This window comes from Pseudomonas sp. OG7 (assembly GCF_014192825.1).
In the GTDB taxonomy this organism is placed as follows: Bacteria; Pseudomonadota; Gammaproteobacteria; order Pseudomonadales; family Pseudomonadaceae; genus Aquipseudomonas; species Aquipseudomonas monteilii.
On the sequence record NZ_JACHYK010000009.1, the window covers coordinates 302,476 to 325,652 of the forward strand.

The 23,177-nt window shown below is 63.0% G+C and carries 22 protein-coding genes; 17 read left to right on the top strand and 5 right to left on the bottom strand.

Annotation, left to right across the window (positions count from 1 at the left end; all coding sequences use genetic code 11):
* Positions 1 to 101: 101 nt before the first annotated feature.
* The 3 genes from FHW75_RS22320 to FHW75_RS22330 are packed head-to-tail and all read left to right on the top strand — an operon-like array spanning position 102 to position 2,558.
* The gene (locus FHW75_RS22320; protein WP_025754025.1) at positions 102 to 1,121 is read left to right on the top strand and encodes an aminoglycoside phosphotransferase family protein; all 1,020 of its coding nucleotides are present in this window, start codon (positions 102 to 104) and stop codon (positions 1,119 to 1,121) included.
* Positions 1,118 to 1,789, top strand: coding sequence for an N-acetylmuramate alpha-1-phosphate uridylyltransferase MurU (gene murU / locus FHW75_RS22325; RefSeq protein WP_025754024.1), 672 nt, complete (start codon positions 1,118 to 1,120; stop codon positions 1,787 to 1,789). The genes FHW75_RS22320 and murU overlap by 4 nt, the downstream gene beginning before the upstream one ends.
* 1 nt (position 1,790) lies before the next feature.
* A complete protein-coding gene (locus FHW75_RS22330; protein ID WP_016715776.1) occupies positions 1,791 to 2,558 on the top strand; it encodes a TerB family tellurite resistance protein in 768 nt (255 codons plus the stop codon).
* Between the two features lie 36 nt (positions 2,559 to 2,594).
* Here the strand turns inward: FHW75_RS22330 and FHW75_RS22335 are convergent, their stop codons facing one another.
* On the bottom strand, positions 2,595 to 3,593 hold the full coding sequence (locus FHW75_RS22335) for an alpha/beta hydrolase family protein (RefSeq protein WP_183674593.1): 999 nt from the start codon (positions 3,591 to 3,593) through the stop codon (positions 2,595 to 2,597).
* Between the two features lie 95 nt (positions 3,594 to 3,688).
* Between FHW75_RS22335 and FHW75_RS22340 the strand changes: the two genes are divergently transcribed.
* From FHW75_RS22340 to trpE, 9 genes are all read left to right on the top strand, one after another.
* Positions 3,689 to 6,076, top strand: a complete 2,388-nt coding sequence (locus FHW75_RS22340; protein ID WP_183674596.1) for a PAS domain S-box protein — start codon at positions 3,689 to 3,691, stop codon at positions 6,074 to 6,076.
* A gap of 7 nt (positions 6,077 to 6,083) precedes the next feature.
* On the top strand, positions 6,084 to 6,716 hold the full coding sequence (locus FHW75_RS22345) for a response regulator transcription factor (protein ID WP_183674613.1): 633 nt from the start codon (positions 6,084 to 6,086) through the stop codon (positions 6,714 to 6,716).
* A gap of 295 nt (positions 6,717 to 7,011) precedes the next feature.
* Entirely contained in the window at positions 7,012 to 8,136 is a 1,125-nt protein-coding gene (locus tag FHW75_RS22350; RefSeq protein WP_016715779.1) for an ABC transporter ATP-binding protein, read from the top strand.
* A gap of 40 nt (positions 8,137 to 8,176) precedes the next feature.
* Positions 8,177 to 9,211, top strand: coding sequence for an ABC transporter substrate-binding protein (locus FHW75_RS22355; RefSeq protein ID WP_019099216.1), 1,035 nt, complete (start codon positions 8,177 to 8,179; stop codon positions 9,209 to 9,211).
* A gap of 60 nt (positions 9,212 to 9,271) precedes the next feature.
* Positions 9,272 to 10,519: an ABC transporter permease gene (locus FHW75_RS22360; RefSeq protein WP_019099215.1), complete on the top strand. Its 1,248-nt coding sequence runs from the start codon at positions 9,272 to 9,274 to the stop codon at positions 10,517 to 10,519.
* Positions 10,520 to 10,530: 11 nt separating this feature from the next.
* The gene (locus FHW75_RS22365) at positions 10,531 to 11,358 is read left to right on the top strand and encodes an ABC transporter permease (protein WP_016715782.1); all 828 of its coding nucleotides are present in this window, start codon (positions 10,531 to 10,533) and stop codon (positions 11,356 to 11,358) included.
* 155 nt (positions 11,359 to 11,513) lie between these two features.
* Entirely contained in the window at positions 11,514 to 12,188 is a 675-nt protein-coding gene (gene rpe / locus FHW75_RS22370) for a ribulose-phosphate 3-epimerase (protein ID WP_016484625.1), read from the top strand.
* Positions 12,185 to 13,003 carry a phosphoglycolate phosphatase gene (locus FHW75_RS22375; RefSeq protein ID WP_025754022.1) on the top strand — a complete coding sequence of 273 codons (819 nt, stop codon included), beginning with the start codon at positions 12,185 to 12,187 and terminating at the stop codon, positions 13,001 to 13,003. The genes rpe and FHW75_RS22375 overlap by 4 nt, the downstream gene beginning before the upstream one ends.
* Before the next feature lie 69 nt (positions 13,004 to 13,072).
* Complete coding sequence (gene trpE, locus FHW75_RS22380; RefSeq protein ID WP_025754021.1) at positions 13,073 to 14,554, top strand: anthranilate synthase component I; 1,482 nt, start codon at positions 13,073 to 13,075, stop codon at positions 14,552 to 14,554.
* A gap of 32 nt (positions 14,555 to 14,586) precedes the next feature.
* Here the strand turns inward: trpE and estP are convergent, their stop codons facing one another.
* Positions 14,587 to 16,467: an esterase EstP gene (gene estP, locus FHW75_RS22385; RefSeq protein ID WP_183674600.1), complete on the bottom strand. Its 1,881-nt coding sequence runs from the start codon at positions 16,465 to 16,467 to the stop codon at positions 14,587 to 14,589.
* 369 nt (positions 16,468 to 16,836) lie between these two features.
* On the opposite strand from estP, the gene FHW75_RS22390 reads away from it, so the two are divergent.
* The 4 genes from FHW75_RS22390 (at position 16,837) to FHW75_RS22405 (ending at position 20,129) form a co-directional block, all read left to right on the top strand.
* Complete coding sequence (locus tag FHW75_RS22390; protein ID WP_159265827.1) at positions 16,837 to 17,430, top strand: aminodeoxychorismate/anthranilate synthase component II; 594 nt, start codon at positions 16,837 to 16,839, stop codon at positions 17,428 to 17,430.
* A 9-nt stretch (positions 17,431 to 17,439) separates the two neighbouring features.
* A complete protein-coding gene (gene trpD / locus FHW75_RS22395; RefSeq protein WP_019097608.1) occupies positions 17,440 to 18,489 on the top strand; it encodes an anthranilate phosphoribosyltransferase in 1,050 nt (349 codons plus the stop codon).
* Positions 18,486 to 19,319 (top strand): indole-3-glycerol phosphate synthase TrpC, encoded by an 834-nt coding sequence (gene trpC / locus FHW75_RS22400; RefSeq protein ID WP_183674603.1) that lies wholly within the window; start codon positions 18,486 to 18,488, stop codon positions 19,317 to 19,319. Before trpD ends, trpC begins: the two co-directional genes overlap by 4 nt.
* 105 nt (positions 19,320 to 19,424) lie before the next feature.
* A complete protein-coding gene (locus tag FHW75_RS22405) occupies positions 19,425 to 20,129 on the top strand; it encodes a lipoyl protein ligase domain-containing protein (RefSeq protein ID WP_019097609.1) in 705 nt (234 codons plus the stop codon).
* On the opposite strand, the gene crp is transcribed toward FHW75_RS22405, so the two are convergent.
* Entirely contained in the window at positions 20,126 to 20,770 is a 645-nt protein-coding gene (gene crp / locus FHW75_RS22410; protein WP_012270218.1) for a cAMP-activated global transcriptional regulator CRP, read from the bottom strand. The genes FHW75_RS22405 and crp overlap by 4 nt on opposite strands.
* A 191-nt stretch (positions 20,771 to 20,961) precedes the next feature.
* On the opposite strand from crp, the gene FHW75_RS22415 reads away from it, so the two are divergent.
* Positions 20,962 to 21,384, top strand: a complete 423-nt coding sequence (locus tag FHW75_RS22415) for an OsmC family protein (RefSeq protein ID WP_016715792.1) — start codon at positions 20,962 to 20,964, stop codon at positions 21,382 to 21,384.
* Positions 21,385 to 21,422: 38 nt separating this feature from the next.
* Here the strand turns inward: FHW75_RS22415 and FHW75_RS22420 are convergent, their stop codons facing one another.
* Together FHW75_RS22420 and coq7 are read right to left on the bottom strand one after the other, a co-directional pair.
* On the bottom strand, positions 21,423 to 22,463 hold the full coding sequence (locus FHW75_RS22420) for a DUF2157 domain-containing protein (protein WP_183674607.1): 1,041 nt from the start codon (positions 22,461 to 22,463) through the stop codon (positions 21,423 to 21,425).
* A gap of 10 nt (positions 22,464 to 22,473) precedes the next feature.
* Positions 22,474 to 23,121 (bottom strand): 2-polyprenyl-3-methyl-6-methoxy-1,4-benzoquinone monooxygenase, encoded by a 648-nt coding sequence (coq7, locus tag FHW75_RS22425; protein ID WP_016715794.1) that lies wholly within the window; start codon positions 23,119 to 23,121, stop codon positions 22,474 to 22,476.
* Positions 23,122 to 23,177: the final 56 nt, after the last annotated feature.

Genomic DNA, 23,177 nt, shown 5'->3' on the forward strand with positions numbered 1-23,177 from the left:
CTGCCCGCGTGTGGGGCCGCACGCCTCTCGATGGTCTGAAAAAGATGCTGGATAATAAAGCATGACCCGCTTGACGGCTAGGGCCGTCGGAGACCCTTGTAATGCCTGAACACGATGTACGCTTGCAACAACTGACGGTCTGGCTCGATGAGCAGCTCAATGATCTTTTCCGCAACAACGCCTGGGGCGAAGTGCCGGACGGCAGCCTGACTGCGGCCAGCAGCGACGCCAGCTTCCGCCGCTACTTCCGCTGGCAGGGCGCCGGCCACAGCTTTGTGGTCATGGACGCACCGCCTCCGCAGGAGAACTGCCGACCGTTCGTCGCCATCGACCATCTGCTGGCCAGCGCTGGCGTGCATGTGCCGCTGATCCACGCCCAAGACCTGGAGCGCGGCTTCCTGCTGCTGGGTGATCTGGGCCATCAGACATACCTTGATATCATTGATGCCGACAACGCCGACGGGCTGTTCGCAGATGCTATCGATGCACTGCTGGCCTTCCAGCGCCTGCCGATGGACGCGCCACTGCCCAGCTACGACGACGCGCTGCTGCGCCGTGAAGTGGAATTGTTCCCGGAGTGGTACGTGGGCCGTGAACTGGGCCTGACCTTCACCGATGCCCAGAAGGCTGCCTGGCAGCGTATCAGCCAGATGCTGATCGACAGTGCCCTGGCTCAGCCCAAGGTGTTGGTGCACCGCGACTACATGCCGCGCAACCTGATGCAGAGCACCCCCAACCCCGGCGTGCTGGACTTCCAGGACGCGGTGTACGGCCCGGTCACCTACGACATCACCTGCCTGTTCAAGGACGCCTTCCTCAGCTGGCCTCAGCCACGGGTCGAAGGTTGGCTGCGTGACTACTGGCAGAAGGCGCAGGCTGCCGGCATCCCGGTACAGGCCGATTTCGACGCGTTCCAGCGTGCCAGCGACCTGATGGGCGTGCAGCGCCACCTGAAGGTGATCGGCATCTTCGCCCGTATCTGCCACCGCGACGGCAAACCCCGTTACCTGGGCGACGTGCCGCGTTTCTTCGCCTATATAGAAGAAGTGATCAGCCGCCGGCCCGAATTGGCGGAGCTGGGTGAACTGATCGCGCAGTTGCAGGCCGGAGCGCGTGCATGAAGGCAATGATCCTGGCAGCAGGTAAAGGCGAGCGCATGCGCCCGCTGACCCTGCACACCCCAAAACCGCTGGTCCCGGTGGCCGGTCAGCCGCTGATCGAGTACCACCTGCGCGCCCTGGCGGCGGCAGGCGTTACCGAGGTGGTGATCAACCATGCCTGGCTGGGACAGCAGATCGAAGACCACCTGGGTGATGGCAGCCGCTTTGGCCTGAGCATCCGCTATTCGCCCGAGGGCGAGCCGCTGGAAACCGGTGGTGGCATCTTCAAGGCCCTGCCTTTGTTGGGTGACGCGCCATTTTTGCTGGTGAACGGCGATGTCTGGACCGACTACGACTTCGCACGCCTGCAAGCCCCCTTGCAAGGGCTTGCTCACCTGGTGCTGGTCGACAACCCGGGCCACCATGGCCGAGGTGACTTCCGCCTGCTGGGCGAACAGGTTGTCGATGGCGATGAGGCGCCGGGCACGCTGACTTTCAGTGGCATTTCGGTGCTGGACCCTGCGCTGTTCGAAGGCTGCCAACCGGGTGCCTTCAAGCTGGCACCGCTGTTGCGCCAGGCCATGGCGGCAGGGCAGGTCAGTGGCGAACACTACCGTGGGCACTGGGTGGATGTCGGCACGCTCGAACGCTTGGCCGAAGTCGAGCGCCTGATTGGCGAGCGCGCCTGACATGTGGTGGCCAGGGACACTGATTGGCGCCGGCGCCGGCTTTGCCGTGGCCAGCATTCCGGGCGCTTTGCTGGGCCTGTTGCTTGGGCAGGCCCTTGACCGCCGCTTGCGCCTGGAAGGCTGGGAAGACATGCGCGAGCGCCTGGGCGGGCGCCCGGCCTTGCGCGATGACGAGTTGCTGTTCGTGATGCTTGGGCGCCTGGCCAAGTGCGATGGTCGGGTGGGCGAGCAGCACATCCAGCAGGCGCGTCAGGAGATGGTGCGCCTGGACCTGGCCGAAGCGGCCCGGCTACGCGCTATCAATGCGTTCAACCGTGGCAAGGCGGGCAAGGACCGGCTTGGCAGGCACCTGCGGCGAATTCGCCAGCAGCCACATGCGGCGGAAGGTACCTTGCGTGCCTGTTGGCGCATGGTCTGGGCCGACGGCAAGATGGGCAACAAGGAGCGTGAGCTGCTGCTGGACTGGGGGCAGAAACTGGGCCTGAGCCGGCGGCAGGTGCAGGCCATGTCGCTGGAGTACGAGCCACGCAAGGCTACGGGCGCGGAAGGTGTCCCCATGACCTATGCGGCTGCCTTGCGCTTGTTGGCGGTGGAGGCGGACACCGAAGGCGACAAGGTCAAGCAGGCCTATCGTCGGCTGGTCAGCCGTCACCACCCGGACAAGCTGGCGGGCACCGGCGCCAGTGAGGCGCAGGTGCGGGAAGCGACCGAGCGTACCCGTGAGTTGCACCAGGCGTATGCCATGATCCGTAAGCGGCGGGGCCTGTAAAAAACAGGGCCGCAAAGCGGCCCCATCGATTTCAGCTCAACCCTGTGGGCTCATCCACCCCCGCACCCGGCGGAACAGTTGCTCCTGCTCCGCCGCCTTGTTCCCCGGCATGGCAATCAGCGACAACTGCCGGTACTGGCTGTCCTTCTGCCGCTTGCTGGCCTGCAGCCGCTGTTGGGCTGCGCTGCGGTCCTGGCTGCGGGTGGCGTAGTAGATATCGGCTGTAGGCACCTTCAAGGTTGGCGCCAGGCTTTCCAGGTCATGTTCCACCCGTGCTGGCGTCTGCGCCGCCACCATTACCAGTTTCTGCACGTGCGGTGGCTGTTTTTCGCTCAGGTAGCGGGCTGCCCAGTACGCACCGCTGCCATGCCCGATCAGCACGATGCTGCGGGCATTGTGCTGCTGGGCAAACGCCACAGCAGCGTCCAGGCGGGCGAAAATGCGCTCGGCGTCGGCCGTGTCTGTCTGCTCGCTGGCCTGTTCGGCGTCGGTACTTTCCGCCGTGTCGGCATCGGCAGCAGTGGCCTGGGCGACATTGGCATTGGCGTCAGCGGGTACGTCCTTGGCTGGCGCACTTTCACCCTTGGTTTTTTCGGGTTCGGCAGCCGGCTTGGCCTCGACCCGCGCCTGCGGGCTGTCGGCCAGCAGATCCGGCAGGCTCAGGCTCAGGCTGTGCCAGCCGACATCTGGGAATTTTTGCCGCAGGGGGCCTACGGCATTAGGCCAGTCGGCCGTTTCACCAGCACCCGGGACGATGATCACTGCCCCTTGCGGGTCGCTGTCGTTGGCCGGCTTCCACAAGGCCAGGAAGCTGTCGGCGCCCGCTTGCAACGTCTGTTGCTCGGCCCTGGGTACCAGCCGCTCCAGGGCCAGGGCGTCTTCCTGGCTGCGCTCCAGCAGGGGCGGGCGAGGGGCTTCGGCAGCGGGTGCCTCGGTTGTGGCGGGTGCTTTTTCTGCATCGGCGGCCAAGGAGGCGAGCGGAAGGATCGAGGCCAGGCAGCACATTGCCAGCGTCGTGCGATAAAGTGTGGACATGCGTCAACCCAAGGCCAGAATGATACCGGCAGCCTAATAGTATTTGCCCGTGACGGCCATGCTGCATGGCCGCTTTTGCCAAGACGAGCGTGTAGATGAAGCGAGTGCGTCGCCTGTTGGTTATCGGCTGCTTGTGGCTGCCCTTGATAGCTTTGGCCAGGATCGAGGCGGAGCCCACGGTTGTACTGGAACCTGCGCAGCAGCAGTGGCTGGACAGCCATCGCAGTCTGCGCGTCGGCCTGGTGCTGCAGGCGCCTTACGCCCAGTTCGACCGGCGCCTGCAGCAACTGTATGGGGCCAACGTAGAACTGGTGAACAGCCTGGCGCAGGCACTGCGCCTCGACCTTACCTGGCGCAACTTCACCGACCAAGCCAGCCTTGAACATGCCCTGCAGGCCGGGGAAATCGACTTTGCCCCAGGCCTTACCCAGACGCCAGCCAGCCTGCGCCTGTGGTTGTTCAGTGACCCGTACATGCGCGTGCCGCAACTGGTGGTGGGGCCGCGCACCGGGGCCATGGCGGTGGAGCTGGAAAAGCTCGAAGCCGAGCAGCGTGTGGCGGTGCGCATGCCCAGCCAACTGGCGGATTATCTGCGTGGCAACTACGGCAACCTCAACCTGCAGGGGGTACCCAACGAGCGTGAGGCCTTGCAACTGGTGGTAGGTGGCCAGGCCAGTTTCGCCGTGCTGGATGAAGCCCAGCTCAGCCGCCTGTCGCGTGAGAGCGAGTTCAGCGAGCTGGCGGTGGTTGGCGATATAGGCCTGCCGCAGCTACTGCGCATTGGTTCTCGGCGCGACTGGCCACTGCTGGCCGACGTGCTGGAGCGTGGCCTGCAGGCATTGCCGGCCAAAGAGCTGGAGCAAATGCACCAGCGCTGGTTGCAACCGAAGTACCCACGCCTGAGCGAGTCGCCTGGCTTCTGGCAGAACCTGGCCTTGCTGTTCGGCATGCTGCTGTTGTGCGCGCTAGCCACGCTGGTGTGGCAACGCCGGCAGCAGCGCCAGCTGGAGCGCAGCCTGTTGGCCACGCGGGAAAGCCTGGTGGAGCGCCAGGTGCGCGAAGAGGCGTTGCGATTGAGCCAGTTCGCCATCGACCAGAGCACGGTGGGGATCCTCTGGGTCAACTGGGACAGCCACGTGCGCTACGCCAACCACGCTGCCGAGCGCATGCTGGGTTACGCCGAGGGGGAGCTGCTGGAACGGCCGCTGGGTGACTTCGAGCCAAGCCTTGACATGGACCGCTGGCTGGAGCTGTGGAAAGGCGCGCGTACGGGGGCAACGGGTATCGGCCAGTTCGAGACGCAATGCCGACGGGCCGACCACAGCCTGCTGCCGGTCGAACTGTCGCTGAGCTTTCTGCGCTTTCGTGATTCCGAATACCTGGTGGTCTACCTCGCCGACGTCACCGAGCGCCACCGTGCCCTGGCGGCACTGCGCGAAAGCGAGGCGCGGCTGAAGGGCATTGCCGGCAATGTGCCGGGGCTGGTATTTCGTCTGGAACGCGACCCGGCCGAGGGCGATCTGGAGTTTCCCTACATCAGTGAAGGCAGTGAGGCGCTGGTGGGCTATACGCCCGGCGAAATCCAGCACCCGCAGATGGGGCTGCGTAACCTGGTGCACCCTGAGGACCGCGCCGATTACCACCGGGTGCAGGACCTGGCCCTGGCCAGTGACCAGGACTGGTCCTGGCAGGGCCGCATCCTCACCCGCCAGGGCGAACAGCGTTGGGCCGACATCAAGGCCAGTACCCGGCGCCTGGGTAACGGCCAGGTGGTGTGGGACGGCGTGGTGTGGGACATCACCCAAGGCAAGCGGGCGGAAATGGCACTGGCCAAGTCCCAGGAGCAGCTACGCGAGCTGTCGGCCCATCTGGAAAGCGTGCGTGAAGAAGAGAAAGCCCGCATCGCCCGGGAAGTGCATGATGAGCTGGGGCAGATGCTGACCGTGCTCAAGCTGGAAGTGTCGATGTGCGAGCTGGCCTTTGCCGAGCTGGACCCGGGCCTGAACGAGCGTCTGGGTAGCATGAAACGCCTGATCGCCCAGCTGTTCCAGTTGGTGCGCGACGTGGCCACGGCCTTGCGCCCGCCAATCCTCGATGCCGGCATTGCCTCGGCCATCGAATGGCAGGCACGGCGTTTCGAGGCGCGCACGCAGATCCCGTGCCTGGTACAAGTGCCGGATAATCTGCCAGCATTGAGCGATGCCAAGGCTATTGGGTTATTCCGTATCCTCCAGGAGGCACTGACCAACGTGATGCGTCATGCCCAGGCGCACAGCGTGGAGATCGAGCTGGTGCTTGCACAGGGGCAATTGCGCATGACGGTCAGCGATGATGGCCAGGGCTTTTGCCGCGAGCAGACCCGGCCCACCTCGTTTGGCCTGGTGGGCGTGCGTGAGCGGGTGCTGATGTTGGGGGGCAGCATGACGCTGGACAGCGAGCCGGGCGAGGGCACCAGCCTGAGCGTGGCCATACCGTTGGAGTAGGAGAGCGATCGTGATTCGAGTGCTGGTGGCCGAAGACCACACCATTGTCCGTGAAGGGATCAAACAACTGATTGGCCTGGCCAAGGACATGCAGGTGGCGGGGGAGGCCGGTAACGGCGAGCAGCTGCTCGAAACCTTACGCCACACGCCTTGTGAGGTGGTATTGCTGGATATCTCCATGCCGGGTGTGAATGGCCTGGAGGCGATCCCGCGGATACGTGCGTTGTACGATGCCCCGGCGATCCTGATGTTGTCGATGCACGACGAGGCACAAATGGCGGCGCGGGCGCTGAAGGCCGGAGCGGCAGGTTATGCTACCAAGGACAGTGACCCGGCGCTGTTGCTGACCGCGATTCGCCGGGTGGCGGGTGGCGGGCGTTACATCGACCCGTCGCTGGCTGACCGCATGGTGTTCGAAGTGGGCCTGACTGAGTCGCGGCCGTTGCACACGCTGCTGTCGGAGCGCGAGTTTTCGGTGTTCGAGCGCCTGGCCCAGGGCGCCAACGTCAACGACATCGCCCAGCAGCTGGCGCTGTCGAGCAAGACCATCAGCACCCACAAGGCGCGCCTGATGCAGAAGCTGAAAGTGAACTCGCTGGCGGAGCTGGTGAAGTACGCCATGGAGCACAAGCTGGTCTGATTGCGACATGCGCTATCGGTGAACCTGTCGACGTCCCTGTGGGAGCGGGCGTGCCCGTGAAAGGGCCTGACCTGCTGATCTCCATGGCTGTGCCGGCCTCTTCGCGGGCACGCCCGCTCCCACAGGTTCGGTGGAGTGTTCGCAAGGGCATTCCAATCCCGCCATCCTTGTAGGGCAATCCCTACAACAAATCTTCCATCCGGATGATGGCATTCTCTCAGCACCCCCGATTTTCGGGCGCTTGCGCCTCTTCTACTCTTTTGCCTACGCAGTCATCCAACAAGAAGGTGCAGGCATGAGCGAGGCGAAGTCGAACGCTGCAACCAGCGAAACGCTGGTCAGCTTCCGTGGTGTGCAGAAGAGCTACGACGGCGAGTCGCTGATCGTCAAAGACCTCAACCTGGAGATTCGCAAGGGCGAGTTCCTGACCCTGCTCGGCCCTTCCGGCTCGGGCAAGACCACCAGCCTGATGATGCTGGCCGGCTTCGAAACGCCCACCGCTGGTGAAATCCAGCTGGCCGGGCGCTCGATCAACAACGTGCCGCCGCACAAGCGCGACATCGGCATGGTGTTCCAGAACTACGCGCTGTTCCCGCACATGACCGTGGCCGAGAACCTGGCCTTCCCGCTGACCGTGCGCAACCTCAGCAAGACCGACATCAGCGAGCGGGTCAAACGCGTGCTGAACATGGTGCAGCTCGATGCCTTCGCCAAGCGCTACCCCGGCCAGCTCTCGGGTGGCCAGCAGCAGCGCGTGGCCCTGGCCCGGGCGCTGGTGTTCGAGCCACAGCTGGTGCTGATGGACGAACCGCTCGGCGCGCTGGACAAGCAACTGCGGGAACACATGCAGATGGAGATCAAGCACATTCACCAGCGCCTTGGTGTGACCGTGGTGTACGTGACCCACGACCAAGGCGAAGCACTGACCATGTCCGACCGTGTGGCGGTGTTCCACCAGGGCGAGATCCAGCAGATCGCCGACCCGCGCACGCTGTACGAAGAGCCCTGCAATACCTTCGTCGCCAACTTCATCGGCGAGAACAACCGCATCAACGGCACATTGCTGGCCAGCGACGGCAAGCGCTGCCAGGTGCAACTGCCGCGCGGTGAGCGGGTAGAGGCGCTGGCGGTGAATGTCGGTCAGGCCGGCGAGCCGGTCACCCTGTCGATCCGCCCCGAACGCGTGCGCCTGAACGGCCACAGCGAAAGCTGCGTGAACCGCTTCTCTGGCCGGGTGGCTGAATTCATTTACCTGGGCGACCACGTGCGGGTGCGCCTGGAAGTTTGCGGCAAGGGCGACTTCTTCGTGAAACAGCCTATTGCCGAGCTCGACCCGGCGTTGGCCGTGGGCGATGTAGTACCGCTGGGCTGGGAGGTGGAGCACGCCCGCGCGCTCGATCCGATTGCCGAAGCCCATTGATGGATTGCTTCACCAACCCTGTACTGTGGAGAGAATAAGAATGCGCAAGCAGTTGAAACTGACCGCCCTGGCCTTGGGGCTGTTCGCCGCTGGCCAGGTCATGGCCGCAGACCTCACCGTGATCTCGTTCGGGGGCGCCAACAAGGCGGCCCAGGTAAAAGCGTTCTACGAGCCATGGGAGAAGGCGGGTAAGGGCAAGATCGTCGCCGGTGAGTACAACGGCGAAATGGCGAAGGTCAAGGCGATGGTCGACACCAAGAGCGTGTCGTGGAACCTGGTAGAGGTTGAGTCGCCAGAGCTGGCGCGTGGTTGCGATGAGGGCATGTTCGAAGAGCTCGACCCAGCCCTGTTTGGCAATGAGAGTGACTACGTGCCGGGTGCCATCCAGCCGTGCGGCGTGGGCTTCTTCGTCTGGTCCACGGTCATGGCCTACAATGCCGACAAGCTGAAAACCGCACCTACCAGCTGGGCTGATTTCTGGGACACCAAGAAATTCCCGGGCAAACGCGGCCTGCGCAAAGGTGCCAAGTACACCATGGAATTCGCACTGATGGCCGATGGCGTTGCGCCCAAGGACGTCTACAAAGTGCTGGCCACCAAGGAAGGCCAGGACCGCGCGTTCAAGAAGCTCGATGAGCTCAAGCCCAGCATCCAGTGGTGGGAAGCGGGTGCACAGCCACCGCAGTTCCTGGCCTCGGGTGACGTGGTCATGAGTTCTGCATACAACGGCCGTATTGCCGCTGTGCAGAAAGAGAGCAACCTCAAGGTGGTGTGGAACGGCGGCATCTACGACTTCGATGCCTGGGCCATTCCGAAAGGCGCCAAGGATGCCGAAGAAGCGAAGAAATTCATCGCTTTCAGCGTGCAGCCCGAGCAGCAGAAAACCTACTCCGAGAACATCGCCTACGGCCCGGCCAACGCCAAGGCTGTGAGCCTGCTGTCGGACGAAGTGAAGAAGGACATGCCGACCACGCCTGAAAACATCGCCAACCAGGTGCAGATCGACGTGGCCTTCTGGGCCGACAACAGCGAGCAGCTGGAGCAACGCTTCAACGCCTGGGCGGCGAAGAAGTAAACGTCCAGTGTGCGGGGCTGCATCGCAGCCCCCATTTCAGCCTGTATTGCGGAGTTCGCCATGGCCATTGCAGTGCCCCTCAACGAAGGCGCAGGTCCAAGTCTCAAGCAGCGCCTCAAGCACGCCGAGCGGGTCAACCGCTGGAAGGCGCAGGCGTTGATCGCGCCGCTGGCGCTGTTTCTTCTGCTGGTGTTCCTGGTGCCGATCGCGGCGCTGCTGTACAAGAGCGTCGGCAACCCGGAAGTGGTCGGCGGCCTGCCACGCACGGTCGAAGTCATCAGCCAGTGGGATGGCAAGAGCCTGCCCGGCGAAGATGTGTACAAGGCGCTGAGCCAGGACCTGGCCGAATCGCGCAAGAACCAGACCCTTGGCGACCTTTCCAAGCGCTTGAACATGGAGCTGGCCGGTTACCGCAGCTTGTTGACCAAGACCGCCCGGGCACTGCCATTCAAGGCTGAGCCTGCCTCTTATAAGGAGGCGTTGCAGGCCGTCGACGAGCGTTGGGGTGATCCAGCCTACTGGCAGGCGATACGCCGCAATACCAGTTCGGTGACGTCGTTCTACCTGCTGGCCTCTGTCGACCATCGCATCGATGACCTTGGCGAACTGGCCAAGGCCACCCCGGACCAGGCCATTTACCTGGACATTTTTGCCCGTACCCTGTGGATGGGGGTGGTGATCACCGCCATCTGCCTGGTGCTGGCCTACCCACTGGCCTATTTACTGGCCAACCTGCCGACCCGGCAGAGCAACCTGCTGATGATCCTGGTGCTGCTGCCGTTCTGGACTTCGATCCTGGTGCGGGTGGCGGCGTGGATCGTGCTGCTGCAGTCGGGCGGCCTGATCAACAGCGCGCTGATGGCCATGGGCATCATCGATCAACCGCTGGAACTGGTGTTCAACCGTACCGGCGTTTACATCTCGATGGTGCACATCCTGCTGCCGTTCATGATCCTGCCACTGTACAGCGTGATGAAGGGCATTTCGCCCAGCTACATGCGTGCGGCAATTTCGCTGGGCTGCCACCCGTTCGCCAGCTTCTGGAGGGTTTACTTCCCGCAGACTTACGCCGGTGTAGGTGCGGGTTGCCTGCTGGTGTTCATCCTGGCCATCGGCTACTACATCACCCCGGCACTGCTGGGCAGCCCGAACGACCAGATGGTCAGCTACTTCGTTGCCTTCTACACCAACACCAGCATCAACTGGGGCATGGCCACCGCGCTGGGCGGGCTGTTGCTGCTGGCGACTGTGTTGTTGTACCTGATCTATAGCTGGCTGGTCGGCGCCAGCCGCCTGCGCCTGAGCTGAGGAGCCTTGTGATGTTGAGCCCATACATGTCGCCCGTGGAGCGGGTCTGGTTCTACAGCCTGCGCATTCTTTGCGGTTTGATCCTGCTGTTCCTGATCTTGCCGGTACTGGTGATCGTGCCGCTGTCGTTCAACAGTGGCAGCTTCCTGGTGTACCCGCTGCAGGGCTTCTCACTGCAGTGGTACCAGGACTTCTTCGGCTCGGCCGAATGGATGCGGGCGCTGAAGAACAGCATCATCGTCGCCCCGGCAGCCACGGTGCTGGCCATGGTGTTCGGCACCCTGGCGGCCATCGGCCTGACCCGTGGCGATTTCCCCGGCAAGTCGCTGGTGATGGCGCTGGTGATTTCGCCGATGGTGGTGCCGGTCGTGATTATCGGTGTAGCCAGTTACCTGTTCTTTGCACCGCTGGGGATGGGCAACAGCTTCACCTCGCTGATTCTGGTGCATGCGGTGCTGGGTGTACCGTTCGTCATCATTACCGTGTCGGCCACCTTGCAGGGCTTCAACTACAACCTGGTGCGCGCGGCGGCCAGCCTGGGCGCGTCGCCACTGCTGACCTTCCGTCGGGTGACCCTGCCGCTGATTGCGCCCGGGGTGATTTCGGGGGCGCTGTTCGCCTTTGCCACGTCGTTTGACGAGGTGGTGGTGACCCTGTTCCTGGCAGGGCCCGAGCAGGCGACCCTGCCGCGGCAGATGTTCAGTGGTATTCGCGAAAACCTGAGCCCGACCATTGCAGCGGCAGCGACCTTGCTGATTGCCTTCTCGGTGATATTGCTGCTGACCCTGGAGTGGTTGCGTGGGCGTAGCGAGAAGCTGAGAACCCAGCAGCCTGCCTGATTGTCAGTTTTCTGTACCGACCTCTTCGCGGGCAAGCCCGCGAAGAGGTCGGTACAGGTTGAAACAGCTGGTCGACACGGATTGATACCAATCAGCCTCTACCCGTTTGCCTGAGTTACAATGCGCGCCACCGTGATTCTGCCAACAGGTGCGCCATGCAGCCCTACGCTATTGCCCCCTCCATTCTTTCCGCCGATTTCGCCCGCCTGGGTGAGGACGTCGACAAGGTTTTGGCTGCGGGTGCCGACATCGTTCACTTCGATGTCATGGACAACCACTACGTTCCCAACCTGACCATCGGCCCGATGGTGTGCACTGCCCTGCGCAAGTACGGCGTCACCGCGCCGATCGACGTGCACCTGATGGTCAGCCCGGTCGACCGCATCATCGGCGACTTCATCGAGGCTGGCGCCACCTACATCACCTTCCACCCGGAAGCCACCCAGCACATCGACCGCTCGCTGCAGTTGATCAAGGACGGGGGCTGCAAGGCCGGCCTGGTGTTCAACCCGGCCACCAGCCTGGACGCCCTGAAGTACGTGATGGACAAGATCGACATGGTGCTGCTGATGAGTGTCAACCCAGGCTTCGGCGGGCAGAAGTTCATCCCCGGCACCCTCGACAAGCTGCGCGAAGCGCGTGCGCTGATCGACGCCAGTGGCCGTGATATCCGCCTGGAAATCGACGGCGGCGTCAACGTCAACAACATCCGCGAGATCGCTGCCGCTGGCGCCGACACCTTCGTGGCCGGCTCGGCGATCTTCAACGCCCCGGACTACCAGGAAGTCATTGCCAAGATGCGCGCCGAGCTGGCTCAGGCCCGCCCATGAGTGGCTTCGAGCAGCTGTTCCCGGGGACGCTGCCCAGGCTGGTGATGTTCGATCTGGACGGTACCCTGATCGACTCCGTGCCAGACCTGGCCGCCGCCGTGGACCGCATGCTGCTCGAACTTGGGCGCCCGCCTGCGGGCCTTGAGGCGGTGCGCCATTGGGTTGGCAATGGCGCCCAGGTGTTGGTGCGCCGAGCACTGGCGGGCGGTATTGAGCATGACGCTGTGGATGATGTGCTGGCCGAGCAGGGCCTGGCGCTGTTCATGGAAGCCTATGCCCAAAGCCATGAGCTCACCGTGGTTTATCCCGGCGTGAAAGACACCCTGCGCTGGCTGCAGAAGCAGGGTGTGGAAATGGCACTGATCACCAACAAGCCGGAGCGCTTCGTCGCCCCTTTGTTGGACCAGATGAAGATCGGCCGCTATTTCCGCTGGATCATCGGCGGCGACACCCTGCCGCAGAAAAAACCGGACCCGGCGGCGTTGCTGTTCGTCATGCAGATGGCCGGCGTTACCCCGCAACAATCGTTGTTCGTCGGTGATTCGCGCAGTGACGTGCTGGCGGCCAAGGCGGCTGGCGTGCAATGCGTGGGGCTGACCTACGGCTACAACCATGGCCGGCCGATCCACGACGAAACCCCCAGCCTTGTGATCGATGACCTGCGCGCCTTGCTGCCCGGTTGCGAAGACCCGGCCACTGGGATAACGTTGGCGGACCTTCAAGCCTCACAAGACAGAGAGTCCACCGTGGCGGTTACTGGCAAATTCTGGATGAAAGTCATCAAGGCTCTGGCCCGTTGGCGTTGGCGCGCCTGACTTCTGCCTGCCGGCGTGTGCCGGCCCATCCGTTTGCCTGACTTATTGCTGCTTGCCACGAGGCTACTCATGAACCGCGAAGAATTCCTGCGCCTGGCCGCTGTCGGCTACAACCGCATCCCCCTGGCCTGCGAAACCCTGGCCGACTTCGACACGCCGCTGTCGATCTACCTGAAACTGGCCGACCAACCCAACTCGTACCTGCTCGAGTCGGTGCAGGGCGGCGAGAAGTGGGGCCGTTACTCGATGATCGGCCTGCCGTCGCGCACCGTGATGCGCGTTCACGGCTACCACGTCAGCATCTTGCATGATGGCGTCGAGGTGGAAAGCCACGATGTCGAAGACCCGCTGGCGTTCGTCGAAAGCTTCAAGGACCGTTACAAGGTCGCCGACATCCCCGGCCTGCCGCGCTTCAACGGCGGCCTGGTCGGCTACTTCGGCTACGACTGCGTGCGTTATGTGGAAAAGCGCCTGGGCGCCAGCCCCAACCCGGACCCGCTGGGTGTGCCGGATATTCTGCTGATGGTGTCCGATGCCGTAGTGGTGTTCGACAACCTGGCAGGCAAGATGCACGCGATCGTGCTGGTCGACCCGGCTGAAGAGCAAGCCTTCGAACAGGGCCAGGCACGGCTGCAAGGCCTGCTGGAAACCCTGCGTCAGCCGATCACCCCGCGCCGTGGCTTGGACTTGAGTGGCCCGCAGGCCGCCGAGCCGGAATTCCGCTCCAGCTACACGCGTGAGGACTACGAGAACGCAGTCGGCCGTATCAAGGAATACATCCTGGCCGGTGACTGCATGCAAGTGGTGCCGTCGCAGCGCATGTCCATCGACTTCAAGGCAGCGCCTATCGACCTGTACCGCGCGCTGCGCTGCTTCAACCCGACGCCCTACATGTACTTCTTCAACTTCGGTGACTTCCATGTGGTTGGCAGTTCGCCCGAGGTGCTGGTGCGTGTCGAGGACAACCTGGTTACCGTGCGCCCGATTGCCGGTACTCGCCCGCGTGGAGCGACCGAAGAGGCCGACCGTGCGTTGGAAGACGACCTGCTGTCGGACGACAAGGAAATCGCCGAGCACCTGATGCTGATCGACCTGGGCCGTAACGACGTGGGCCGTGTGTCCTCGACCGGCAGCGTGCGGCTGACCGAGAAGATGGTGATCGAGCGTTATTCCAATGTTATGCACATTGTCTCCAACGTCACCGGCCAGCTGCGTGAAGGGCTGACGGCGATGGATGCGCTGCGGGCGATTTTGCCGGCTGGCACCTTGTCGGGCGCACCGAAGATTCGTGCGATGGAGATCATCGACGAACTGGAGCCGGTCAAGCGTGGGGTTTACGGTGGTGCCGTGGGGTATTTTGCCTGGAATGGCAACATGGACACCGCGATTGCCATCCGTACTGCCGTGATCAAGGACGGCGAACTGCATGTGCAGGCCGGTGGCGGCATCGTTGCCGACTCGGTGCCGGCGCTCGAGTGGGAAGAAACCATCAACAAGCGCCGCGCGATGTTCCGTGCGGTCGCCTTGGCTGAGCAGACTTCCGCCAAGTAAATGGATTGGGGCCGCCAAGCGGCCCCATCTATTCAGAAGTCCACGCTGATCCCCAGGCTCACCCCCTGCTGGGTCAATTCATCACTCTTGCGCCAGTTGTAGTTTCCGCGCAAATGCACCCCTGCCACCACTTCATGGCTTACCCCCAGGCTCGCCCGGGTCAGGTCGCTGTGCGGCGTATACCCGGTCAGGGTGAAGTCATTCGCCGGCAAGCTGGTGAGGTGCATGGTCACATCCTGCCGGTCATCCTCGAACTCATGTTCCTGCGCCACTTCTGCGAACAGCCGGGTACTCGGCAGCACCTGCACACTGCCCTGCAAACCCAGGCCCAGGCGGCGTGACGTGCGCGCCTGGTCATCGAAGCCCAGCGCCGTCGAACGACCACTCTTCTCGTCGTAACCATCCACCTTCACGCGCGCATAGTCGGCACTGATGAAGGGTGCCAGCTGCCAGTTGCTGCTGTCGGCTGCCAGGTTGTAGCCCAGCCGCCCGGATATCGCCCAGGCCTCGCCATCAGTGTCGCCTTTTTCGCTGCGGTCATTCACGCCAAGGGCGAAGGTGCGCTTCAGGTCGCTGTAGTCCAGGTGCCCGGCGGTCAGCGCGGCATCCGCCCACCAGCGGTCCTGGCGGTATTGGGCAAAGGCGCTGGCCAGATAGCTGTTCAGCGTGTAGTCCGAGTCGTGTCCGCCGGCTTCCAGTTTCTGCCGGTATACGCCTCCCGCCAGGCCCAGGCGCCAGGCGTCGTTCAGGCGATAGCTGCCCCCCACGGTCAGGTTGTAGCCGCGGCCATCGCCACTGGCCGCGCTGCTCTGGCCGTCGAAATCCAGGTCCTGGGCGCCGCTGGCGACAAAGGCTTGCCACTGGCCAACGGCCTGCCAGGGTGTCTGCCACTGGTTGCGCAGTTCGTCCTGGTGGGCACGCAGGCTTGTGTGGGCCATTTCCGGAAGCAGGGTCAGTTCCCATGGTGCGGAGAGGATCGAGTAGGCGTAATCGGCGATCAGTTGCTGGCCAGCGATGGTCGGGTGCACCAAGTCGTTGAACAGCAGCTTGGTCGGGTCTGGTGTTGTGCCGTTGATGCCGTACACCGGGTTTTCCACGCAACCTTCGCCGCTGTAGCAGGTACCCACCAGGTTCTGGCCGGTGGCCAGGCCGAACTGGCTGGGGCTGGCCAGTGCCTCGCTCAGCAGCATGGGCACGTTCAGCGGGATGATCTCGGCGTCAATTTGCCCCAGTTGGCTGAGCAGCGACTGGTTGAAGACACCAGACAGTAATGACAGGGGGGGCTGCTGCGGCGTGCCGCTGAAGTTCGGTGTTTGGCCAAGGTCCGGGAGCAGCCAGACCATGATGTAGCGGGCGCCACCTTGTTGCAGGGCCTGGGCGCTGGCGGCCAGGCGGGCACCGGCGGCTGCGGCATCGGCGGGGCTGTTGACCAGGCCCTGCAGGAAGTCATTACCACCACCAGTCAGGTAGTACAGTGCATTAGGGTCGGCGCGCAGGCCGTTAGCCAGGTAGCCTGGCTTCTCCCGTAATACCTGCCCGGCGCCGGGGCGTCCTGGCGGGATGACCGTCTCGGAAGTGCTGATGATCGAATCCAGGATCTGTTGGGTGGTGTAGCCACCGACTGCCCAGTTATTGCCGTCGGGAAGCCCCAATACCGGATTGAGAGGGGAGGTGGAAGGGCCAAGCTCGGTCGGGTTCACACCCAGCTGCCCGCCGAGGATCATCGGTGACACTGGCGCATAGTTGCCATTGGCATCGAGGTTGGTGAAGCGCACGCCGCCAAACTGCCCGGCATCGCTGAGGCTGTCGCCAAACACAATCATGCCGGAGTAGGGCGAGGGTGCCGCGAATGCCTGGCTGCAGGCTAATGCCAATGAGGCGAGGGTAAAGCGCAATAACGGGGCTTTTCGCATCAGGGAACATCCTTTTCTTTGTTTTTATGAGGTACTGCCCGATCGACCTTAGCAAATCGCCGTGCATCCCTCCCAAGTCCATTCGTTTCCCCGTGTTTACAGGCATATTGCGCCCGCCGCCCCGGTAAGCTACTGTGCCGGGACGTATGAGCGAGACCTATCCTGTGTTGATCGTCAGCAAACTCTTGATGCGCGTAATCAAGGCCCACGCCCGTTGGCGTTGGCGCACCTGACTTTATCTCTTGCCGGCCCGTCCGGCCCGTCCCCGTTTGCCTTCTTCATTTTCTGCCCTTTGTGGCGAAGCCGTGCCCGTGACGGCAGCAGGAAGGTTCGAATTCTGAAGTCAGTAAGTCCAAGAGGTTTAACACCATGTTACTGATGATCGACAATTACGACTCATTCACTTACAACGTCGTGCAGTACCTGGGCGAGTTGGGGGCCGAGGTGAAGGTCATTCGCAACGACGAAATGACCATCGCCCAGATCGAAGCACTCAACCCTGAGCGCATCGTCGTATCCCCAGGCCCGTGCACACCGAGCGAGGCCGGTGTGTCCATCGAGGCCATCCTGCATTTTGCCGGCAAGCTGCCGATCCTGGGCGTGTGCCTGGGCCATCAGTCCATCGGCCAGGCCTTTGGGGGGGACGTGGTGCGTGCCCGCCAGGTGATGCACGGCAAGACCAGCCCGGTGCATCACCGCGACCTGGGTGTGTTCACCGGGCTCAACAACCCGCTGACCGTTACCCGATACCACTCGCTGGTGGTCAAGCGCGAAACCTTGCCCGACTGCCTGGAAGTCACCGCCTGGACGGCGCTTGAAGACGGCTCGGTCGATGAAATCATGGGCCTGCGCCACAAGACGCTGAATATCGAAGGGGTGCAGTTCCACCCCGAGTCGATCCTGACCGAACAGGGCCACGAGCTGTTCGCCAACTTCCTCAAGCAGACCGGCGGCCGCCGCTAAGGATCGAGCATGGATATCAAGAGCGCGTTAAGCCGTATCGTCGGCCAGCTGGACCTTACTACCGAAGAAATGCGCGATGTGATGCGCCAGATCATGACTGGCCAGTGCACTGAAGCGCAGATCGGTGCCTTCCTGATGGGCATGCGCATGAAAAGCGAAAGCATCGACGAAATTGTCGGTGCGGTTTCGGTCATGCGTGAACTGGCCGACAAGGTCGAACTGAAAAGCCTCGATGGCGTGGTCGACATCGTCGGCACCGGCGGTGATGGCGCCAACATCTTCAACGTGTCCACCGCTTCGTCGTTCGTCCTGGCGGCGGCAGGCTGCACCGTGGCCAAGCACGGTAACCGCGCGGTGTCGGGCAAGAGCGGTAGCGCCGACCTGCTGGAAGCCGCCGGTATCTACCTGAACCTGACGCCCACCCAGGTGGCCCGCTGCATTGACAGCTTAGGCATCGGCTTCATGTTCGCGCAAAGCCATCATTCGGCCATGAAGCATGCTGCCGGCCCGCGTCGCGACCTGGGGCTGCGTACCCTGTTCAACATGCTCGGCCCGCTTACGAATCCGGCCGGAGTGAAGCACCAGGTGGTCGGCGTGTTCGCCCAGACCCTGTGCCGCCCGTTGGCCGAGGTACTGCAGCGCCTGGGCAGCAAGCATGTGCTGGTGGTGCATTCGAAGGACGGCCTGGATGAGTTCAGCCTGGCTGCCCCTACTTTTGTTGCCGAGTTGAAGAACGGCGAAATCACTGAATACTGGGTCGAGCCGGAAGACCTTGGCATGAAGAGCCAGAGCCTGCATGGCCTGGCTGTCGAGAACCCGCAAGCGTCGCTTGAGCTGATCCGCGATGCGCTGGGCCGGCGCAAGACCGAAAACGGCCAGAAGGCCGCTGAAATGATCGTGCTCAACGCGGGGGCTGCCCTCTATGCCGCCGATCACGCGATGACCCTGGCTCAGGGCGTGGAACTGGCCCACGATGTACTGCACACCGGCCTGGCCTGGGAAAAGCTGCAGGAGCTGGGTGCCTTTACTGCAGTATTCAAGGTGGAGAACGAAGCATGAGTGTGCCGACGGTGCTGGAAAGGATCATTGCCCGCAAGTTCCAGGAGGTGGCCGAGCGCAGCGCGCGCGTCAGCCTTGCCGAGCTGGAACGCCTGGCCAAAACTGCCGATGCCCCGCGTGGCTTCGCCAATGCGCTGATCGAGCAGGCCAAGCGCAAGCAGCCAGCCGTGATTGCCGAAATCAAGAAGGCTTCGCCTAGCAAGGGCGTGATCCGTGAGCATTTCGTGCCGGCGGAAATCGCGGTTAGCTACGAGAAAGGCGGCGCTACCTGCCTGTCGGTGTTGACCGATGTCGATTATTTCCAGGGTGCCGATGAATACCTGCAGCAGGCCCGCGCGGCGGTATCGCTGCCGGTTATCCGCAAAGACTTCATGGTCGACCCTTACCAGATCGTCGAAGCCCGGGCCTTGGGTGCGGACTGTGTGCTGTTGATCGTGTCGGCACTGGATGACGTGAAGATGGCCGACCTGGCGGCTACGGCCAAGGATGTCGGCCTCGACGTGCTGGTGGAAGTGCACGACGGTGATGAGCTGGAACGCGCGCTGAAAACCCTGGATACGCCGCTGGTGGGGGTGAACAACCGCAACCTGCATACCTTCGAGGTCAGCCTGGAAACCACACTCGACCTGCTGCCGCGTATTCCGCGTGACCGCCTGGCAATTACCGAGAGTGGCATTCTCAACCGGGCCGATGTGGAGCTGATGGCGATCAACGAGGTTTACTCGTTCCTGGTGGGCGAAGCGTTCATGCGCGCCGAGCAGCCTGGGCTGGAGTTGCAGCGGTTGTTCTTCCCGGAGCAGGTGAAGAAGACTGTTCAGCCACTGGACTGAATAAATGAAGCCGGCGTTTATGCCGGCTTTTTTGTATGCCTGTCATGGCCTCTCGCGCCGGACCGCCGCGAAGAGGCCATCAATAACAACATCAAAGGTGGATCAATGACCGATCAACCCCTGGCCCTGACCGTCGAACAAGGCCTGCACGCCGAACAGGAACTGCTGGCCGCCGTGTGCCGCGGCGAACGCGACAGTGGCGTGCTGTTCTGGCGCCCCACCGACCATGCCCTGGTCATGCCCCGGCGCATGAGCCGTCTGGACAACTTCGAGGCCGCCTGCTCGGAGCTGGCGATTGCCGGCTGGCCGGTGCTGCTGCGTGAGACGGGCGGTGAACCGGTACCGCAGTCGCATTCGACCGTGAACGTTGCACTGGTCTATGTCGCCCCGCGCAGCGAAGGTGATCATGGCCGCATCGAGAATGCCTACGAACGTTTGTGCCTGCCGCTGTGCGATGTGCTGCGTGAGTGGGGTGGGGTGGCGTCGGTGGGGGAAATCGACGGGGCGTTCTGCGATGGCCGCTACAACGTCAACCTCAATGGCCGCAAGCTGGTGGGCACTGCCCAGCGCTGGCGCCAAGGGCTGGGCGGCAAGCGCCCGGTGGTGCTGGTGCACGGTGCGTTGCTGCTGGACAACGAACGGGAGTCGATGGTGGCGGCGGTCAACCGCTTCAATGAATGCTGCGACCTGGAGCAACGCTGCCGCGCCGACGCGCACATCGCCTTGCATGAAGTGGCACCCGAGGCGCCCTGGTTCGAGCGCCTGTCACAGGCTTACGCCAAGGTGCTGGCAGACCTGCCCAAAGACTAGCGGGTACCGTAGACCACCATGGTCTTGCCCTTGACCTGCACCAGGCTGCGCTCTTCAAGGTCCTTGAGGACGCGGCCGACCATTTCCCGGGAGCAACCGACAATACGGCCGATTTCCTGACGGGTAATCTTGATCTGCATGCCGTCGGGGTGGGTCATGGCATCAGGCTGCTTGCACAGCTCCAGCAGGCAGCGGGCAACCCGCCCGGTCACGTCGAAAAAGGCCAGGTCGCCGACTTTGCGCGTGGTGTTGCGCAGGCGCTGGGCCATCTGGCTGCCCAGCGCGTAGAGGATTTCCGGGTCCTGGCGCGCCAGTTCGCGAAACTTCTCGTAACTGATCTCGGCCACTTCGCATTCGGTCTTGGCCCGTACCCAGGCACTGCGCTGCTGTTCACCTTCAACGGGTTCGAACAGGCCCAGCTCGCCAAAGAAATCGCCATTGTTGAGGTAGGCAATGATCATTTCATGCCCGTCGTCGTCTTCGATGAGGATGGTCACCGAACCCTTGATGATGAACGACAGTGTCTCGGCCCGGTCGCCGGCGCAGATGATGTTGCTTTTGGCGGTATAGCGTCGGCGCTGGCAGTGCACCAGCAGCTTGTCGATATTCTTGATCTTGGCGGGTAGGGCGGAGGCAACCATCACGAAATCCTGTTCGATACGACGCATAGGCTTTTTATAGAGGTTGGCTGGCGGCGAGCGCCAGTCATTTGGCGCCAGCTTATCAGACACTACAGGATGTTTCGGTACTAAACCGACACCTCTCGTACTTTTCCCACAGCCGCACAAGGTCTAAGCTGACACCCTTTTCCGAAAATTAGGAGTCCGGGTAGATGAAGGCACGTATCCAGTGGGCCGGTGAGGCCATGTTCCTCGGCGAATCGGGGAGTGGCCATGTCGTCGTGATGGACGGCCCGCCCGAGGCCGGCGGCCGCAACCTGGGTGTGCGCCCGATGGAAATGCTGCTGTTGGGCCTGGGTGGCTGCAGCAGCTTTGACGTGGTGAGCATCCTGAAGAAATCGCGCCAGGCGGTGGAAAGCTGCGAGGCCTTTCTGGAAGCCGAGCGTGCCAGCGAAGACCCGAAGGTGTTCACCAAGATTCACATGAATTTCGTGGTGAAAGGCCGTGCGTTGAAAGAAGCCCAGGTCAAGCGGGCGGTGGAGCTGTCGGCGGAGAAGTACTGCTCGGCTTCGATCATGCTCGAGCGTGCCGGGGTTGAGATTACCCATGGTTACGAGATTGTTGAGCTGGGTTGACTTAGAGAAACCGGGGCTGCAAAGCAGCCCCGGCAATATCAGCGCCGAAGCGCCGGCAGTGCAGCTTGCATCCACCCTGGCAACCATCCTCGCATCACGTGGCTCAACCGCTCCCGCCGCTTCTGGTAAACCAGCCCCAGCCCGATAACCCCCAGCCCGATCAGGGTCAACACCACCGGGAACAGCAGCGATTCGGCAAACACCTCGTACGACAGGTACCCCAGGTAAGCCGCCACCCCCAGCGCCCCAAATACCATGAATACCGGCCTGCGCAACAGAACCGCCGTGCCCATCAACGCTACGTTGATGAGGCAGTACATGGCCTTGCCCAACTCACTGCCGCTGTCCAGCAGCGTCAACCCGCCCCAGAATGCGGCCAGCCCGGCCAGGTAGCCCCAGCGGGCGTAGTCCTCTCGCGTGCGACCGTCTATCACCAGGAATACCACCAGCAAACCCAGCCCGAACCACAACGAAACCTCGCGGCGCTGCTCCCAGCTGAACGGCGAGCCGAAGAACCATTCGCTCAGGTCCATCGACATGAACCACAACGCCACAGCCATTGGCATGACAATGAACGGGTAGGGGATCAGCCGCAACATCAGTAGCCCGGCAAGCACCGTGGCCGCTTCCATCGCCAACCAGCCGCCCTGCACGTAGGTGTAGTACTGGTGATAGTTGGCTTGCGCGTCGTCCAGTGGCCACCAACCGGCCAGGCGTTCGATGGCGAACACTGCCAAGGGCACGATGCTGACGGCCACCGCGGCCAACACCCCGGCAGCGACAGGCTGGGCGCGCCGTTGCAGGTTGAGGGCGAACACTGTGAGCAACAGGATGTACAGGCTGGTGATGACCAGCAGGGCGATGTCACCGATGCGCATCCACGCCTCGGTGAGCAGCCAGCCCATGGCCGCCATGATCAGCATGGCGCCAAAGTAGAAGGCGACATGGGCCAGCTGGAAGCTGCCCCGGTGCGCCGGTTGCTGGCGCAGGAATGCAAGCAGCGCCTGGTCCTGGCCCGGCTGGAGAATGCCGGCTTGCACGGCGCGCGCCAGGTCCTTGGCGTCGAAACGGTCCGTCATGGTGATGCCTTCAGATGCGGTAAGTGCTCTTGGTCATGACCTTGGCCAGCAAGCTCATGCCAAAGCGGACCGGCGCCGGGAAGCGATAGCCGCCGGCTTCCAGGGCAGACTCGGCGTGCTGCTCTTCGTCGACGCGCATTTGTTCGAGAATGGCCCGGGATTTTTCATCTTCGTGCGGGATCTGCTCCAGGTGCTCGTCGAGGTGCTTGCACACCTGGTGCTCGGTGGCGGCGACGAAGCCCAGGCTGACCTTGTCGCTGACAAGCCCGGCGAGCGCGCCGATGCCGAACGACATGCCGTAAAACAGGGGGTTGAGCACGCTCGGGTGGCTGTTCAGCTGGCGAATGCGTTGCTCGCACCAGGCCAGGTGGTCCACTTCTTCCTCGGCGGCATGCTCCATGGCCTTGCGCACTTCGGGCAGCTTGGCGGTCAGGGCCTGGCCCTGGTACAGCGCCTGGGCGCACACTTCACCGGTGTGGTTGATACGCATCAGCCCGGCGATGTGGCGGGTCTGCTGCTCGTCGAGGTCGACGTCTGGCTGGACGATGGCCGGCGATGGCCGGGCGGGTTGGCCGCTGAAGGGCAGCAAGGTGCGCATGGCGGTATCGGCCTGCAGCAACAAGCGGTCGAGCGGCGAGTAGTGACGTTCGGTAGCCATCGGGCACCTCCGCAAGAATGTGCCCGACAGTTTACCGCAATAGCGGCGGGGTCGCT

What these genes read in the sequence shown, in the direction of transcription:
- trpE (WP_025754021.1), top strand. Translation starts at nt 13,073, where the DNA reads ATGAACCGCGAAGAATTCCTGCGCCTGGCCGCTGTCGGCTACAACCGC.
- rpe (WP_016484625.1), top strand. Translation starts at nt 11,514, where the DNA reads ATGCAGCCCTACGCTATTGCCCCCTCCATTCTTTCCGCCGATTTCGCC.
- FHW75_RS22330 (WP_016715776.1), top strand. Translation starts at nt 1,791, where the DNA reads ATGTGGTGGCCAGGGACACTGATTGGCGCCGGCGCCGGCTTTGCCGTG.
- trpC (WP_183674603.1), top strand. Translation starts at nt 18,486, where the DNA reads ATGAGTGTGCCGACGGTGCTGGAAAGGATCATTGCCCGCAAGTTCCAG.
- trpD (WP_019097608.1), top strand. Translation starts at nt 17,440, where the DNA reads ATGGATATCAAGAGCGCGTTAAGCCGTATCGTCGGCCAGCTGGACCTT.
- FHW75_RS22340 (WP_183674596.1), top strand. Translation starts at nt 3,689, where the DNA reads ATGAAGCGAGTGCGTCGCCTGTTGGTTATCGGCTGCTTGTGGCTGCCC.
- FHW75_RS22405 (WP_019097609.1), top strand. Translation starts at nt 19,425, where the DNA reads ATGACCGATCAACCCCTGGCCCTGACCGTCGAACAAGGCCTGCACGCC.
- FHW75_RS22360 (WP_019099215.1), top strand. Translation starts at nt 9,272, where the DNA reads ATGGCCATTGCAGTGCCCCTCAACGAAGGCGCAGGTCCAAGTCTCAAG.
- FHW75_RS22320 (WP_025754025.1), top strand. Translation starts at nt 102, where the DNA reads ATGCCTGAACACGATGTACGCTTGCAACAACTGACGGTCTGGCTCGAT.
- FHW75_RS22390 (WP_159265827.1), top strand. Translation starts at nt 16,837, where the DNA reads ATGTTACTGATGATCGACAATTACGACTCATTCACTTACAACGTCGTG.
- FHW75_RS22350 (WP_016715779.1), top strand. Translation starts at nt 7,012, where the DNA reads ATGAGCGAGGCGAAGTCGAACGCTGCAACCAGCGAAACGCTGGTCAGC.
- crp (WP_012270218.1), bottom strand. Translation starts at nt 20,770, where the DNA reads ATGGTTGCCTCCGCCCTACCCGCCAAGATCAAGAATATCGACAAGCTG.
- estP (WP_183674600.1), bottom strand. Translation starts at nt 16,467, where the DNA reads ATGCGAAAAGCCCCGTTATTGCGCTTTACCCTCGCCTCATTGGCATTA.
- murU (WP_025754024.1), top strand. Translation starts at nt 1,118, where the DNA reads ATGAAGGCAATGATCCTGGCAGCAGGTAAAGGCGAGCGCATGCGCCCG.
- coq7 (WP_016715794.1), bottom strand. Translation starts at nt 23,121, where the DNA reads ATGGCTACCGAACGTCACTACTCGCCGCTCGACCGCTTGTTGCTGCAG.
- FHW75_RS22420 (WP_183674607.1), bottom strand. Translation starts at nt 22,463, where the DNA reads ATGACGGACCGTTTCGACGCCAAGGACCTGGCGCGCGCCGTGCAAGCC.
- FHW75_RS22415 (WP_016715792.1), top strand. Translation starts at nt 20,962, where the DNA reads ATGAAGGCACGTATCCAGTGGGCCGGTGAGGCCATGTTCCTCGGCGAA.
- FHW75_RS22355 (WP_019099216.1), top strand. Translation starts at nt 8,177, where the DNA reads ATGCGCAAGCAGTTGAAACTGACCGCCCTGGCCTTGGGGCTGTTCGCC.
- FHW75_RS22365 (WP_016715782.1), top strand. Translation starts at nt 10,531, where the DNA reads ATGTTGAGCCCATACATGTCGCCCGTGGAGCGGGTCTGGTTCTACAGC.
- FHW75_RS22335 (WP_183674593.1), bottom strand. Translation starts at nt 3,593, where the DNA reads ATGTCCACACTTTATCGCACGACGCTGGCAATGTGCTGCCTGGCCTCG.
- FHW75_RS22375 (WP_025754022.1), top strand. Translation starts at nt 12,185, where the DNA reads ATGAGTGGCTTCGAGCAGCTGTTCCCGGGGACGCTGCCCAGGCTGGTG.